Here is a 14,779-nt window from a genome sequence, read left to right on the forward strand (position 1 = left end):
ATGGGCGAGTTCGAAGCCATCCGACCCTATGCCGACACGGAAGTGCGCGCCGTTCTGGCGCGCCTGCTCACCGACGACGCCTTTCTTTCCATCCTGACACGCTATCGCTTCCCGCGCCTGGCCGGCCCCTGCGGCTGGCTGCTCAAGCCGATCATCGCCCATTACCTGCGCCGCGAGATCCAGGGCGTGGACAGCGTGGCCGCCCTGCAGGCGCGCATCGAGCCCTATGTCGACCGCAGCATCGAGCGGGCCAGCGACGGCATCACCTACTCCGGCCTGGAAAACCTGCAGAAGGGGCGCGCCTACCTGTTCCTCAGCAATCACCGCGACATCGTCATGGATCCGGCGTTCGTCAACTACGCGCTGTACCACGCCGGGCATCCCACGCCACGCCTGGCGATCGGCGACAACCTGCTGCAGAAGCCCTTCGTCAGCGACCTGATGCGCCTGAACAAGAGCTTCATCGTGCACCGCTCGATCAGCGGTCGGCGCGAGAAGCTGGCCGCTTTCCAGACCCTGTCGGCCTACATCAACCACTCGATCCGCACGGAAGGCGAGTCAATCTGGATCGCCCAGGCCGAGGGCCGCGCCAAGGACGGCGACGACCGTACCGATTCGGCGATCCTCAAGATGTTCCACATGAGCCGCAAGGACGAAGCCTTCGCCAGCGTGCTGCGCGAACTCCATCTGGTGCCGATCGCCATCAGCTACGAGTACGATCCCTGCGACCTGGCCAAGGCCCGCGAGCTGTACATCCGCGCCAGCACCGGCAGCTACAGCAAGGCGCCAGGCGAGGACGACGCCAGCATCGCCCTGGGCATCACCGGCTACAAGGGGCGCGTGCACATCCACTTCGGCGCCGAGATCGACACCCCGGAGGACGACGCCAAGCTGCTGGCACAGCGCATCGACCGCGAGATCCTCGGCCATTACCGGCTGTTCCCGGTGCACTATCTGGCCTACGCCATGTGGGACGAGCGCGACCCGCAACTGGCGGTGCCGCCGGCGGACAGCCTGTTCGAGGCTGACGAGCTGGCGCGCGCGCGCAGCGAATGGCAACGCCGCCTCGACGCCTGCCCGGCCGAGCAGCGCCCGTGGCTGATCATGCAGTACGCCACCCCGCTGCGTAACCGCTACGCCGCGCTGTACAGCGCGACCTGAGGAGAACGGCGGCGCTCTGCGCCGCCACGCTCAGCCGGCGAGCGACGTGCCCAGGGTGGTGCTGAACCACGACAGGGCCAGCCCGGCGCCCAGGCTGACCAGCCCGAAGGCATAGAAGAAGCGGTTGAGGCGGTCGAGCGCCGCATCGGCCGCCGACGGCGCCAGAGCCTCCAGCAGCGCCTCCCCCTCGCTTTCCATCAGCACGCGCGCCAGCGCGCGGCGCTCGCGCCAGCGGGTGGCCAGCAGCAGCCAGCTGCCGGCCAGCGCCAGAAACAGGGCCAGCCCATTGACGACCTGGGCCGGATAGGCCAGTCCCAGCGACCACAGCACTTCAAGCGACATCCACACCTCCCCGACGGCCTGCCGGGCAGGCCTTGCGATGACTGACCGGCGCCGCGCGGCCGGTCGAAACGCCGCGCAGTCTAACCGCCGCCGCCGCGGCGCTCGGCAGCTATCCGACGAGCGCAGCGTCCGGGCATGAAAAAAGGCGATGGGGTCACCATCGCCTTGCGCTCGCCGGACAGCAGCCGCGGCTTACTGGTTGTTCAGCAACTGGCCGACGGTGGGATCCTTGAACACCCGGGTCAGCGCATCGCTGACCACATCGCTGACCAGCTTGCTGTTGGTCTGCTGATTGGGCGCCATGCCGAAGCGCTGGTTCAGCGAGGCGCCGTAGCGGCCGCTGTAGCGGCGCACGCTGTTCTGCACGTCGGCGCGGATGCTGGCGCTGATGTTCGCCTCGGTGACGTAGCTGCCATCCTTGGGCGACTGGTACTTCAGGTCGGTCAGGGTCAGGGTCAGCTGCGGCGCGTTGTAGGCGTTGGGTGTCGGGGTGAAACCGAGCAAGCGTACCGCCGCCTCGGCCTGACCCTGCAGCTTGGGCAGCAGGTCCTGCGGGTTGACGCTGATCGCGCTGGTTTCCGGGTAGAGGCCGCCACGGGTGCCGAGCACCGGCGAGGGACGTCCGTCGACAACCCGCACCACCACCGGCTGACCCTGACCGACCGGCGTCAGCGGCGCGGTGACCATCGGTTGCAGACTGAGTTGTTGCGGGCTGTGCGCACAGCCCGCCAGGGTCAGACTGGCGGCGGCGAACAGGCCAAGCAGCAGACGGGGCAGCATGTCGATTTCTCCGGAAAGGGACTGGAAGGAACGGAGCGCAGTATATCCACACCGCCCGGGAGCGGAAACGACGAGGGCACCCGCAGGTGCCCTCGTCGAGGTCACGGCTTGTGCGGCCGGGCGAGGAATTCGTGGGACTGCATCTCCAGCAGGCGACTCAGGGTGCGCTGGAACTCGAACTCCAGGCGGCCGCCGGTGTAGAGATCCTTGAGTTCCACCTCGGCGGAGAGGATCAGCTTGACGTTGCGGTCGTAGAACTCGTCCACCAGGTTGATGAAGCGCCGCGCCATGTCGTCCTTGGCGGTGCCCATCTGCTCGACATTGGAGATCAACACCGCGCCGAAGATCTTGCCCAGCTCGATGTAGTCGTTCTGGCTGCGCGGGCCGTCGCACAGGGCGCGGAACTCGAACCAGGCAACGTCGTTGGCGGTCTTGCGCGCGCGGATCTCGCGGTTCTCGATCAGCAGCACGTCATCGTCCTTCACCGTGCAGTTCTCGGTGAGCAGGCTCTTGAAGCTGCGCTCCAGGCTCAGCTCGGCCTCGGCGTCGAGCGGGCAGTGGTACAGCTCGGCCTGCTCCAGGGCGCGCAGGCGGTAGTCGATGCCGCTGTCGACGTTGACGATCTCGGTGTGCTGCTTGAGCAGGGCGATCGCCGGCAGGAAGCGGGCACGCTGCAGGCCGTCCTTGTACAGGCCGTCCGGCACGATGTTGGAGGTCGCCACCAGACTCACGCCGTTGTTGAACAGCTCCTCGAGCAGGGTGGCGAGGATCATCGCGTCGGTGATGTCGGAGACGAAGAATTCGTCGAAGCAGATCACCCGTGCCTCGTCGGCGAAGCGCTTGCCGATGATGGTCAGCGGGTTCTTCTCGCCCTTGAGGGTCTTCATCTCCTCGTGGACGCGCTTCATGAAGCGGTGGAAGTGGGTGCGCATCTTCTGCTCGAACGGCAGGGCATCGAAGAAGGTGTCGACCAGGTAGGTCTTGCCGCGACCGACGCCGCCCCAGAAGTAGATGCCCTTGACCGGCCCCTGCGGCTTCTTGCGGCCGAACAGCTTGCCGAACAGGCCCGCCGACTCCTGCTGGCCGCTGACCAGGTCGTCGTAGAGACGCTGCAGATGACGCACGGCATTTTCCTGCGCGGCGTCGTGGAAGAAGTCGGGGCGTTTCAGATCGGCCTGGTAGCGTTCGAGCGGGGTCATGACGGCAACACGGTTAAGAAACGGGGCCGCCACTTTAACGGCGCACCCCGCCCTTGGCAATTCGCCGGACCGCCGCGCGCGGCACCCTACTCTTCCTGCGGCGCCAGCACCTCGCCGAGACGACGCATCGCCGCATCGCGCGCGGCATTGTCGGCATAGGCCGGGCTGTGCGCCACCGGCGCATCGTCCAGCCACACGGCAAAGCCGCTGCCGTCCTTGCGCAGATCCAGCTCCTCGTCCTGCAGGCGCTTGCTCGCCGCGCCGGCACTCTTGCCGTCGGCGAAGCCGATCGACAGCAGCAGCGGGCTGCCGTCGACGTCCAGCAGGCGGAAGCGGAAGCTGCCGTCGCCGTCGCGGAAGCTGACCAGACGCGACTTCTTCGCCGCCTTGGGTGCGGCCTTGTCGGCGGCGACTGCGGCGACCGGGGCCGGCGCGGCGGCAGGAGCGGCGGGCGCGGCCGCCGGGACCGGTGCGCCGCGCTTGGCGGCCTGCGCCATGTTCATGTCCACCGCCACCTCGTCGAGGAAGCTGACGAAGGCGCCCAGCGCCTGGCCCAGCGAGGCGCCCGCCGGCTTGGCGACCGGCGCGGCCACGAAGGAGCGCAGGCCCACCGCCTCGCGCAGCTCGCCGAGGAACGGCGTGGCGATCTTGCGGGCCTTGGCGGCGCCGGCCAGCAGGATGTCCTCCAGATCGTTCGGCCGGGCGATCAGCGCGTTGTAGCGCTCGCGGGCCGCACCCAGCTCGCCTTCGAGCAGCTCGGTCAGGCGGCGCTTGGCCTCGCCCCAGCCCAGGCCATCCTGCAGTTCGGCACGGAATGCCGCGCCCTGCTCGGCGCTGGCGAAAGCCTGGTAGAGGGTGCAGAGATGCGAGCTGTCGGCATCCTTGGGCTCGCCCGGCAGCTTCGAGTCGGTGACGATGCGCGCCACCGCGTCCTTGAGCTGCTTGCTGGTGCCGAACAGCGGGATGGTGTTGTCGTAGCTCTTGCTCATCTTGCGCCCGTCGAGGCCCGGCAGGGTCGCCACGCTCTCCTCGATCAGCGCCTCGGGCAGGGCGAACAGCTCGCGGCCGTTGCCGAACAGGTGGTTGAAGCGCTGGCCGATGTCGCGGGCCATTTCCACGTGCTGGATCTGGTCGCGACCGACCGGCACCTGGTTGGCGTTGAACATCAGGATGTCGGCAGCCATCAGCACCGGGTAGCTGAACAGGCCCATGGTCACCCCGGCGTCCGGATCCTCGCCCCTGGCCAGGTTCTGGTCGACCGAAGCCTTGTAGGCGTGGGCACGGTTGAGCAGGCCCTTGGCCGCCACGCAGGTGAGCAGCCAGGTCAGCTCGGGGATCTCGGGGATGTCCGACTGGCGATAGAAGGTCACCCGCTCGGGGTCGAGGCCGCAGGCCAGCCAGGTGGCGGCGATCTCCAGGCGCGAGCGCTGGATGCGCTGCGGATCGTCGCACTTGATCAGCGCGTGGTAGTCGGCCAGGAAGTAGAAGGAGTCCACATTGTCCGCGCGGCTGGCTCTGATCGCCGGGCGGATGGCACCGGCGTAGTTGCCCAGGTGCGGCGTGCCGGTGGTGGTGATGCCGGTAAGAATACGGATGGTCATGATCTATCGCTTGTCGGACTGCGTCAGGAGTGGAGGCGGGGCAGAACCAGCGCTTTCAGCTCGTTCAGCTTGCCGTGGAAGAAGTGCCCGCATTCTGCCACCTTGAGCAGCTCGTGGGGACGCTCGAGGGCCGCCGACCAGGCGTACACCGCCGCCGGCGTGACCACCTCGTCGTCCTCGGGCTGGATCACGTACAGCGGCCCCGCCTCGGGCAGACGGCCATCGACGGCGAAGCGCTCGACCGGCGGCGCCAGCATCAGCAGCTGCGCGACCTCGACGCCACGCCGCTCCAGCCGGCCGCCCAGGCAGGCCGCCACGCAGGCGCCGAAGGAGAAGCCGCACAGGGTCAGCGGCAGGCCGGGATGTTCGGCCAGCAGCCAGTTCGCGGCCGCCTCGGCATCGTCGATCTCGCCCTCGCCGTTGGCATGCTCGCCCGGGCTCTGGCCGACGCCACGGAAGTTGAAGCGCAGGGTGGCGTAGCCGGCGTCGCGCGCCGCGCGCTGCAGGGTGGCCACCACCTTGTTGTGCATGCTGCCGGCGAACAGCGGGTGGGGATGGCAGATCAGCGCCAGGCCGCGCGCATCGGCGCGACCCAGGTACAGCGCTTCGAGGGCACCGGCGGGGCCGTCGAGCAGCAGGGGGATTTCCGTCAAAGACACAAGGTACTCCGTGACCCCGACCAGGGGCGACTCGTCTGTGGCCTGCAGGGCGCACGCGGCCCTGCTGCAGGCTGGCTGAGCGCCGATGCTATACAGCGCCGGCACAAGCCGTTAACGTAATGCAAATACCGTCTATAGAGGAAGGATTCGTGGAACAGTCTCTTGCTGGCTGGCTGCTGCCAGTCGTGGCGCTGATCGTCGGCGTCGTCATCGGCTTCCTGCTCGCGCGCCTGCTGCCGGGCGCCGCTCCCGGTCGCGCCCAACACAAGATGGACGAGATGCAGGAGCGCTTCGAGGCCTACCAGAGCGAGGTGATCAATCACTTCAACGCCACCGCCAACCTGGTGCAGAAGCTCAACCAGAACTATCAGGACATCCAGGAGCACCTCTCCGAGGGTGCCAGCCGTCTGGCACTCGACGAGCTGACCCGCCAGCGGCTGATCGCCGCCCTCAGCGACGGCGCCCAGCCGCCGCGCGAGCGCCTGTCGAGCAACGTCAGCGGCACCGAGCCGCCGAAAGACTACGCCCCCGGCCAGTCCGGCATACTCAGCGACGAGCCGGTGGTCAAGCACGGCTGACGCCACCTCCGCGACACGACAAAAGCCCTGCAACTGCAGGGCTTTTGCTTATCTGGCGGCGGCATTACCCCAGAAGCGACAAGGCCCCGGCATTGCGCCGGGGCCTTGTCGTCTGGCGGATGCGGATCAGATCGCGCCGCGGCTGCGCAGCAGCGCCAGCACCTGGGCCACGCCCTCCTCCACCGAGGTGGACTGGGTGTCGATCACCAGATCGGCATCCAACGGCACGTCGTAGGGGAAGGACTCGCCGGGGATGTTGTCCTCGCCGGCGGCGTACAGGCCCTGCGGATCGCGCTCGCGGCAGGCCTGCGGCGAGGCCTGCACGTAAACGGTGATCAGCCGCTCGGCGCCGATGACGGCCCGGGCCTGCTCGCGCCCCTCGGCATCCGGGGCGACGAAGGCCGCCAGGGTCAAGAGACCCGCCTCGTTGAACTGCTTGGCCACCTGGGCGGCGCGGCGCCAGTTCTCGGCGCGGCCGGCGCGATCCAGCGGCAGGCCCTTGTTCAGGTCGTGACGCAGATTCTGGCCGTCCAGCACGTAGACCGCGCGACCACTGTCGAACAGCTTGCGCTCGACGGCATAGGCCAGGGTGCTCTTGCCGGCGCCGGAGAGCCCGGAGAACAGCACGGTGGCCGGCTGCTGACCGAAGCGCGCGGCGCGCTCCTCGGTGCTGACGTGGGCCAGGCGCCCATGGTGACCGTGGCTGTTCTGCCCGGCCAGCGGGTCGGCGACGATCATCCCGGCACCGACGGTGCCGTTGGTCAGCCGGTCGACGACGATGAACGCGCCGGTGGTGCGGTTGTGGGCGTAGCCATCGAGGGCGATGGGCGCATCCAGGCTGACGCGCACCTTGCCGATCTCGTTGAGCTTCAGCTCGCTGGCGGCCAGCTGCTCGAGGCTGTTGACGTCGACACGGTGCTCGATGCCGACGATGTTGCCCGGCACATAGCTGGTGGCGCGCTTGATGTCGTATTTCTTGCCCGGCAGCATCGGCTCCTCAGCCATCCACACCAGCATGGCGTCGAAGCTGTCGGTGACCTGCGGACGGTTGTCGGCATGCACCAGCATGTCGCCGCGCGACACGTCGATCTCGTCTTCCAGGGTCAGGGTCACCGCCTGGCCGGGGATCGCCTGCTCCAGCTCGCCGTCGAAGGTGACGATGGACTTGACCTTGCTGGTCTTGCCCGACGGCAGCACGGCAATCTCGTCGCCCTTGTGCACGATGCCGCTGGCCAGGGTGCCGGCGAAACCGCGGAAGTTCAGGTTCGGGCGGTTGACGTACTGCACCGGGAAGCGCATGTCAGTCAGGTTGCGGTCGGCGGCGATCTCGACGGACTCGAGGATCTCCATCAGCGACGGCCCCTGGTACCAGGGCGCACGCTCGCTCTTGTTGACCACGTTGTCGCCCTTGAGCGCCGACATCGGGACGAAGTGCAGCGAGCTGGGCTGCATGCCGATGCGCCCGGCGAACTGCAGGTAGTCGGCCTTGATCGCCTCGAACACGCCCTGATCGAAGTCCATCAGGTCCATCTTGTTGATGGCCACGACGATGTGCTTGATGCCCAGCAGCGAGGCGATGAAGCTGTGCCGGCGGGTCTGGGTCTGCACGCCGTAGCGGGCATCGACGAGGATGATCGCCAGGTCGCAGGTCGAGGCGCCGGTGGCCATGTTGCGGGTGTACTGCTCGTGGCCCGGGGTGTCGGCGATGATGAACTTGCGCTTGGCGGTGGAGAAGTAGCGGTAGGCCACGTCGATGGTGATGCCCTGCTCGCGCTCGGCCTGCAGGCCGTCGACCAGCAGCGCCAGGTCGACGTCATCGCCGGTGGTGCCGACCTTCTTGGAGTCGCGGGTGATCGCTTCCAGATGATCCTCGTAGATCATCTTGGAATCGTGCAACAGGCGGCCGATCAGCGTGCTCTTGCCGTCGTCGACGTTGCCGCAGGTGAGGAAGCGCAGCAGCTCCTTGCGTTCGTGCTGGGCCAGGTAGGCGAGGATGTCCTCGCCGATCAGATCAGATTGGTGCGACATGATGCGAAACCCTTAGAAGTAGCCCTGACGTTTCTTTTCTTCCATCGAGCCTGCGCCATCGTGGTCGATGACCCGGCCCTGGCGCTCGGAAGTGCGGGTCAGGAGCATTTCCTGGATGATCTCCGGCAGGCTGGTGGCGGTGGATTCCACCGCCCCGGTCAGCGGGTAGCAGCCGAGGGTGCGGAAGCGCACCATGCGCTTCTCGATGCGCGCCTTCTCCTCGTCGGACAGGTGTTCGAGGATGCGCTCGTCGTCGATCATGATCAGCGTGCCGTTCTTCTCGATCACCTCGCGCTCGGCGGCAAAGTACAGCGGCACGATCGGGATACCTTCCAGGTAGATGTACTGCCAGATGTCCAGCTCGGTCCAGTTGGACAGCGGGAACACGCGGATCGACTCGCCCTTGGTCACCTTGCCGTTGTAGACGTTCCACAGCTCGGGACGCTGGTTCTTCGGGTCCCAGCGGTGCTTGCTGTCGCGGAACGAGTAGACGCGCTCCTTGGCGCGCGACTTCTCCTCGTCGCGACGCGCGCCGCCGAAGGCGGCGTCGAAGCCGTACTTGTCCAGCGCCTGCTTCAAGCCTTCCGTCTTCATGATGTCGGTGTGCTTGGCGCTGCCGTGGGTGAAGGGGTTGATGCCCTGCGCCACGCCGTCCGGGTTGACATGGGTGATCAGGTCCAGGCCCATCTCGGCGACCATCTTGTCGCGGAAGCGGTACATCTCCTGGAACTTCCACTGGGTGTCGACGTGCATCACCGGGAACGGCAGCTTGCCGGGGAAGAAGGCCTTGCGGGCCAGATGCAGCATGACGGCAGAGTCCTTGCCGATGGAGTACAGCATCACCGGGTTGTCGAACTCGGCGGCCACCTCGCGGATGATGTGGATGCTTTCCGCCTCCAGCTGCTTCAGATGCGTCAGTTTGTCGACCATGGCTACTCACATAAGACAGACGGATTGCGGCCAGCGGGCCGCGGACGTGCGCGCACGATAGCACGCTCCTCGACTTCTAATAAGCCGACACAATAGAACCAATCATTCTATAAATATGCCGGGATTCCTGCGCCGTTCAGACCGGGTTGTCGCAGTCGACGAAGCGATGCTCGATGCCGAAGCGCTCGGCCAGCCATTCGCCCAGCGCCTGCACGCCGTAACGCTCGGTGGCATGATGGCCGGCGGCGAGGTAGCTGATGCCGCTCTCGCGGGCGCTGTGCACGGTGGACTCGGACACCTCGCCGCTCAGGTAGGCGTCCACGCCGGCGGCCAGCGCCTGCTCGATGTAGCCCTGCGCCGCGCCGGTGCACCAGCCGACCCGACGGATCGGCCGCCCGGCGTCGATCAGCAAGGGCGCGCGGCCCAGTACCTGCGCCACCTGTGCGGCGAACGCGGCCGGTTCCAGCATCTGCGCCAGGCTGCCGACCAGGCCCACCGAGCGCGGATTGCCCGGCTCCAGCGGCCCCTCGATGCGCAGGCCGAGACGGCGGGCCAGCTGCACGTTGTTGCCCAGCTCGGGATGCACGTCCAGCGGCAGGTGGTAGGCGACCAGGCTGATGTCGTGGGTCAGCAGGGTCTTCAGCCGGCGCTGCTTCATGCCGACCACGCAGGGGTTCTCGCTCTTCCAGAAGTAGCCGTGATGGACCAGCACCAGGTCGGCCTGGGCCTCGACCGCCGCATCGAGCAGCGCCTGGCTGGCGGTCACCCCGCTGACGATGCGGCGCACCTCGGCGCGGCCCTCGACCTGCAGGCCGTTGGGGCAGTAGTCGCTGATGCGCGCCGCATCCAGATGGCGGTCGCATTCGGCGACCAGGGTGTTCAGGGCAACGCTCACGGTGATCCTCCGTTACAGTTGGCGACTGCCGGGCAGCCACCAGCCTCGTATAATGCCCGCCACCTTAATTGGCCCTCCTCTTTTCCTGCAAGCCCAAGGATGCCGCGATGCACAAGGCCCTGCGCTACCTCGGCGGACCGGCGATTGCCGGTCTGCTGCTGGCACTTCTGATCATCCTGCTGTTCCCCCAGTGGCTCGGCCTGGAGCGCTCGGAACTCGACCTGCGCGAGGCGCCGCGCCTGGGCATCGCGCAGAGCGGGCCGGTGTCCTACGCCGATGCGGTGGAGCGCGCCGCGCCCACGGTGGCCAACCTGTACACCACCAAGGTGGTCAGCAAGCCGAGCAATCCGCTGTTCGGCGACCCGCAGTTCCGCCGCTTCTTCGGCGACAACCTGCCCCAGCAGCGGCGCATGGAGTCGAGCCTGGGCTCGGCGGTGATCATGAGCCCCAAGGGCTACCTGCTGACCAACAACCATGTGGTGGCCGGCGCCGACCAGATCGTCGTGGCCCTCAAGGACGGTCGCGAGACCCTGGCACGGGTGATCGGCAGCGACCCGGAAACCGACCTGGCGGTGCTGAAGATCGACCTGCCGGCGCTGCCGGCGATCACCCTCGGCCACTCCGACGACATCCGCATCGGCGACGTTTCGCTGGCCATCGGCAACCCGTTCGGCGTCGGCCAGACGGTGACCATGGGCATCATCAGCGCCACCGGGCGCAACCAGTTGGGCCTGAACACCTACGAGGACTTCATCCAGACCGACGCGGCGATCAACCCGGGCAATTCCGGCGGCGCGCTGGTGGACGCCCACGGCAACCTGATCGGCATCAACACGGCGATCTTCTCCCGCTCCGGCGGCTCGCAGGGCATCGGCTTCGCGATTCCCACCAAGCTGGCGCTGGAAGTGATGCAGGCGATCATCGAGCACGGCCAGGTGATCCGCGGCTGGCTGGGCATCGAGGTGCAACCGCTGACTGCCGAACTGGCCGAGTCCTTCGGCCTGGCCGGGCGCAGCGGGATCATCGTCGCCGGCATCTACCGCGCCAGCCCGGCGCTGCGCGCCGGGCTGCAGCCGGGCGACGTGATCCTCGCCCTCGACGGCGAACCGGTCAGCGACGGCCGTCAGGCGATGAACCAGGTGGCACGCAAGCGTCCCGGCCAGGGCGTGCGCATCGACGTCGTGCGCGGCGGCGAGCAGCTCACCCTGAGCGCCGAGGTCGGCGTGCGCCCGGCGCCATCCGGCGCCGAATGAGCGGGCGCGTCTGCCCGAGAAACACGAACGGCGCCCGCAGGCGCCGTTCGCAGCTCAGCAGCGGACTCAGGCCAGCAGCTCGCCCAGCGCCTCCTGCAGCGCCATGTTCTGCTCGGCGTCGCCGACGGTGATGCGCAGGAACTGACTGATGCGCTCCTGCTTGAAGTGGCGCACGATCACCCCGCGCTCGCGCAGCCCGGCGGCCAGCTCGGCGGCGTCACGCTGCGGATGGCGGGCGAACACGAAGTTGGCCGCCGAGGGCAGCACCTCGAAGCCCAGGTCCTGCAGGTCCACCACCAGTTGCTCGCGGCTAGCGACCACGGTCTGGCAGGTCTGCTCGAAGTAGTCCTGGTCCTCGAAGGCCGCCACCGCCCCGGCCAGCGCCAGGCGATCCAGCGGGTAGGAGTTGAAGCTGTTCTTGACCCGCTCCAGCGCCTCGATCAGCTCGGCGTTGCCGACCGCCAGGCCGACCCGCAGGCCGGCCAGCGAGCGCGACTTGGACAGGGTCTGGGTGACCAGCAGGTTGGGGTACTCGTCGACCAGGCTGATCGCGCTTTCGCCGCCGAAGTCGATGTAGGCCTCGTCGACCACCACCACCGAGTCGCCGTTGTCTTCCAGCAACTGACGGATCGCCGCCAGCGGCAGCAGGCAGCCGGTCGGCGCGTTGGGGTTGGGGAAGATGATCCCGCCGTTGGGCCGTGCGTAGTCGGCGACCGCGATGCGGAACTGTGCGTCCAGCGGCACCGCCTCGAAGGGAATGCCGTACAGGCCGCAGTACACCGGATAGAAGCTGTAGCTGATGTCCGGGAACAGCAGCGGCTGGCCGTGCTGGAACAGCGCGTGGAACACGTGGGCCAGCACCTCGTCGGAGCCGTTGCCGACGAACACCTGGGCGGGCTGCACGCCGTAGTAGTCGGCCACGGTCTGCTTGAGCCGCTCGCCGTTGGGGTCCGGGTACAGACGCAGGTCGTCGCCCAGCTCGGCGCGGATCGCCTCCAACACCTTGGGCGACGGGCCATAGGGGTTCTCGTTGGTGTTGAGCTTGACCAGCCGGCTCATCTTCGGCTGCTCGCCCGGCACATAGGGCACCAGGTCCTTGACGAAGGGGCTCCAGAATTTGCTCACGCCCTTCTCTCCTCGAATTCGATCTGCTTGGCGTCGGGTGGGAAACCGCGCAGCGCTTCCCCCCAGTTACGTCAGGTGGAAAAGGCCTACGGCCGTTTCCACCCCACGGCTTACTTGATGCGGTACTCGGCGCTGCGCGCGTGGGCGGTCAGCGACTCGCCGCGCGCCAGCACCGAGGCGGTCTTGCCCAGCTCGGAGGCACCTTCGGCGGAACAGAAGATGATCGACGAGCGCTTCTGGAAGTCGTAGACCCCCAGCGGCGAGGAGAAGCGCGCGGTGCCGGAGGTCGGCAGTACGTGGTTGGGGCCGGCGCAGTAGTCGCCCAGCGCCTCGGCGGTGTAGCGCCCCATGAAGATCGCGCCGGCATGGCGGATCTGCGGCAGCCAGGCCTGCGGATCGGCCACCGACAGTTCCAGGTGCTCGGGGGCGATGCGGTTGGCCACGGCGATGGCCTGCTGCATGTCGGCGACCTGGATCAGTGCGCCGCGGCCCTCCAGCGAGGTGCGGATGATCTCGGCGCGTTCCATGGTCGGCAGCAGGCGGGCGATACTCTCGGCCACCTTGTCGAGGAACCCGGCGTCCGGGCTGACCAGGATCGACTGGGCGTCCTCGTCGTGCTCGGCCTGGGAGAACAGGTCCATGGCGATCCAGTCCGGATCGGTCTGGCCGTCGCAGACCACGAGGATCTCCGAGGGACCGGCGATCATGTCGATGCCGCACTGGCCGAACACGTGGCGCTTGGCGGTGGCTACATAGATGTTGCCCGGGCCGACGATCTTGTCGCACTGCGGCACACTCTCGGTGCCGTAGGCCAGTGCGGCCACGGCCTGGGCGCCACCGATGGTGAACACCCGGTCGACCCCGGCCACGCAGGCAGCGGCCAGCACCAGCTCGTTGAGTTCGCCGCGCGGGGTCGGCACCACCATCACCACCTCGGGCACCCCGGCGACCTTGGCCGGAATGGCGTTCATCAGCACCGAGGACGGATAGGCAGCCTTGCCGCCTGGCACGTACAGGCCGGCGCGGTCCAGCGCCGTGACCTGCTGGCCGAGCACGGTGCCGTCGGCTTCGGTGTAGGTCCAGGAGTCCTGCTTCTGCCGCTCGTGGTACCGGCGCACGCGCTCGGCGGCCTGCTCCAGCGCCGTGCGCTGCTCGGCGCTGATGCGGCTCAGCGCCAGCTCCAGACGCTCGCGCGGCAGGATCAGCTCGGCCATGGCTGTCGCCGGGACACCGTCGAAGCGCTGGGTGAACTCCACCAGCGCGGCATCGCCCCGCTCGCGCACGGCCTGGATGATCTCCAGCACCCGCTGGTTGACTGCGTCGTCGGACACGCTCTCCCAGCTCAGCAGATGATCCAGATGAGCGGCGAACTGCGGATCGGCGGCATCGAGTCGGCGGATGGCGAGTGGTGCGGTCATGGCAAAGCCTCTCTGGCGTCAGCGTGTTGGGGCGCCGCTAGATTATCAGGCCTTCCGCACGGGCACCCGGCAATTGTGGCTATGACGCGGATAGGCCGGCGCGACGGGAAGTCGCGACGGGGGTTGCCGGCCGGCCCGCGGCGGGCGGGCCGGCGGCAGGGCTCCTCAGGCGTCGTGGCGGGAGGCCACGGCCTGGCGCAGGGTGTCGATCAGGGCCTGGATGCGCGCGTGCTGCATCTTCATCGAGGCCTTGTTGACCACCAGGCGCGAGCTGATGTGAGCGATCAGCTCCTGGGGCTCCAGGCCGTTGGCGCGCAGGGTGTTGCCGGTGTCGACCACGTCGATGATCTTGTCGGCCAGCCCCACCAGCGGCGCCAGCTCCATCGAGCCGTACAGCTTGATGATGTCGACCTGGCGACCCTGTTCGGCGTAGTAGCGCTTGGCGACGTTGACGAACTTGGTCGCCACCCGCAGGCGGCCGCGCGGCTCGGCGGCGCCGACCGCGCCGGCGGTCATCAGCTTGCAGCGGGCGATCTGCAGGTCCAGCGGCTCGTAGAGGTTCTGCGCGCCGTACTCCAGCAGCACGTCCTTGCCGGCCACGCCGAGGTCGGCGGCGCCGTGTTCGACATAGGTCGGCACGTCTGTGGCGCGCACGATCAGCAGGCGCACGTCGGGCTGGGTGGTGGGAATGATCAGCTTGCGGCTCTTGTCCGGATTCTCGGTCGGCGCGATGCCGGCCGCGGCCAGCAGCGGCAGGGTGTCGTCGAGGATGCGGCCCTTGGACAGCGCGATGGTCAGCATGAGTTACCC

Annotated in this window: 14 protein-coding genes; 3 read left to right on the forward strand and 11 right to left on the reverse strand. The window is 67.9% G+C overall.

Translation table 11 applies throughout. The annotated features are described in order from the left end of the window. Positions 1-1,161 (forward strand): 1-acyl-sn-glycerol-3-phosphate acyltransferase, encoded by a 1,161-nt coding sequence (locus BLU22_RS00570; RefSeq protein WP_090211339.1) that lies wholly within the window; start codon positions 1-3, stop codon positions 1,159-1,161. A 30-nt stretch (positions 1,162-1,191) separates the two neighbouring features. Here BLU22_RS00570 and BLU22_RS00575 read toward each other — a convergent pair whose 3' ends face one another. From BLU22_RS00575 to BLU22_RS00595, 5 genes are all read right to left on the reverse strand, one after another. Next, a complete protein-coding gene (locus tag BLU22_RS00575) occupies positions 1,192-1,503 on the reverse strand; it encodes a hypothetical protein (protein WP_090211341.1) in 312 nt (103 codons plus the stop codon). Positions 1,504-1,695: 192 nt separating this feature from the next. Beyond that, entirely contained in the window at positions 1,696-2,283 is a 588-nt protein-coding gene (locus BLU22_RS00580) for a YajG family lipoprotein (RefSeq protein WP_090211343.1), read from the reverse strand. A 101-nt stretch (positions 2,284-2,384) separates the two neighbouring features. After that, complete coding sequence (gene zapE, locus BLU22_RS00585) at positions 2,385-3,482, reverse strand: cell division protein ZapE (protein WP_090211344.1); 1,098 nt, start codon at positions 3,480-3,482, stop codon at positions 2,385-2,387. 86 nt (positions 3,483-3,568) lie between these two features. Then, positions 3,569-5,083, reverse strand: a complete 1,515-nt coding sequence (locus BLU22_RS00590; protein ID WP_231975252.1) for a tryptophan--tRNA ligase — start codon at positions 5,081-5,083, stop codon at positions 3,569-3,571. Between the two features lie 23 nt (positions 5,084-5,106). Beyond that, entirely contained in the window at positions 5,107-5,742 is a 636-nt protein-coding gene (locus BLU22_RS00595; protein WP_090211346.1) for an alpha/beta hydrolase, read from the reverse strand. Positions 5,743-5,891: 149 nt separating this feature from the next. Between BLU22_RS00595 and BLU22_RS00600 the strand changes: the two genes are divergently transcribed. After that, positions 5,892-6,320, forward strand: a complete 429-nt coding sequence (locus BLU22_RS00600; RefSeq protein WP_090211347.1) for a YhcB family protein — start codon at positions 5,892-5,894, stop codon at positions 6,318-6,320. 126 nt (positions 6,321-6,446) lie between these two features. Here the strand turns inward: BLU22_RS00600 and cysN are convergent, their stop codons facing one another. From cysN to BLU22_RS00615, 3 genes are all read right to left on the reverse strand, one after another. Further along, the gene (gene cysN, locus BLU22_RS00605) at positions 6,447-8,348 is read right to left on the reverse strand and encodes a sulfate adenylyltransferase subunit CysN (protein WP_090211349.1); all 1,902 of its coding nucleotides are present in this window, start codon (positions 8,346-8,348) and stop codon (positions 6,447-6,449) included. A gap of 12 nt (positions 8,349-8,360) precedes the next feature. Further along, complete coding sequence (cysD, locus tag BLU22_RS00610) at positions 8,361-9,278, reverse strand: sulfate adenylyltransferase subunit CysD (RefSeq protein WP_090211350.1); 918 nt, start codon at positions 9,276-9,278, stop codon at positions 8,361-8,363. Positions 9,279-9,414: 136 nt separating this feature from the next. Next, positions 9,415-10,173, reverse strand: coding sequence for a Nif3-like dinuclear metal center hexameric protein (locus tag BLU22_RS00615; protein ID WP_090211352.1), 759 nt, complete (start codon positions 10,171-10,173; stop codon positions 9,415-9,417). Positions 10,174-10,280: 107 nt separating this feature from the next. Between BLU22_RS00615 and algW the strand changes: the two genes are divergently transcribed. Beyond that, the gene (gene algW, locus BLU22_RS00620; RefSeq protein ID WP_090211353.1) at positions 10,281-11,426 is read left to right on the forward strand and encodes a Do family serine endopeptidase AlgW; all 1,146 of its coding nucleotides are present in this window, start codon (positions 10,281-10,283) and stop codon (positions 11,424-11,426) included. Positions 11,427-11,492: 66 nt separating this feature from the next. Here the strand turns inward: algW and hisC are convergent, their stop codons facing one another. The 3 genes from hisC to hisG all read right to left on the reverse strand — a co-directional run bounded on the left by hisC (position 11,493) and on the right by hisG (position 14,770). Beyond that, positions 11,493-12,551, reverse strand: a complete 1,059-nt coding sequence (hisC, locus tag BLU22_RS00625; protein ID WP_090211355.1) for a histidinol-phosphate transaminase — start codon at positions 12,549-12,551, stop codon at positions 11,493-11,495. 110 nt (positions 12,552-12,661) lie between these two features. After that, a complete protein-coding gene (gene hisD / locus BLU22_RS00630) occupies positions 12,662-13,969 on the reverse strand; it encodes a histidinol dehydrogenase (RefSeq protein WP_090211357.1) in 1,308 nt (435 codons plus the stop codon). A gap of 165 nt (positions 13,970-14,134) precedes the next feature. Then, positions 14,135-14,770, reverse strand: coding sequence for an ATP phosphoribosyltransferase (hisG, locus tag BLU22_RS00635; RefSeq protein ID WP_090211359.1), 636 nt, complete (start codon positions 14,768-14,770; stop codon positions 14,135-14,137). Between the last annotated feature and the right edge of the window lie 9 nt (positions 14,771-14,779).

The organism is Pseudomonas guangdongensis (genome assembly GCF_900105885.1).
Lineage (GTDB): Bacteria > Pseudomonadota > Gammaproteobacteria > Pseudomonadales > Pseudomonadaceae > Geopseudomonas > Geopseudomonas guangdongensis.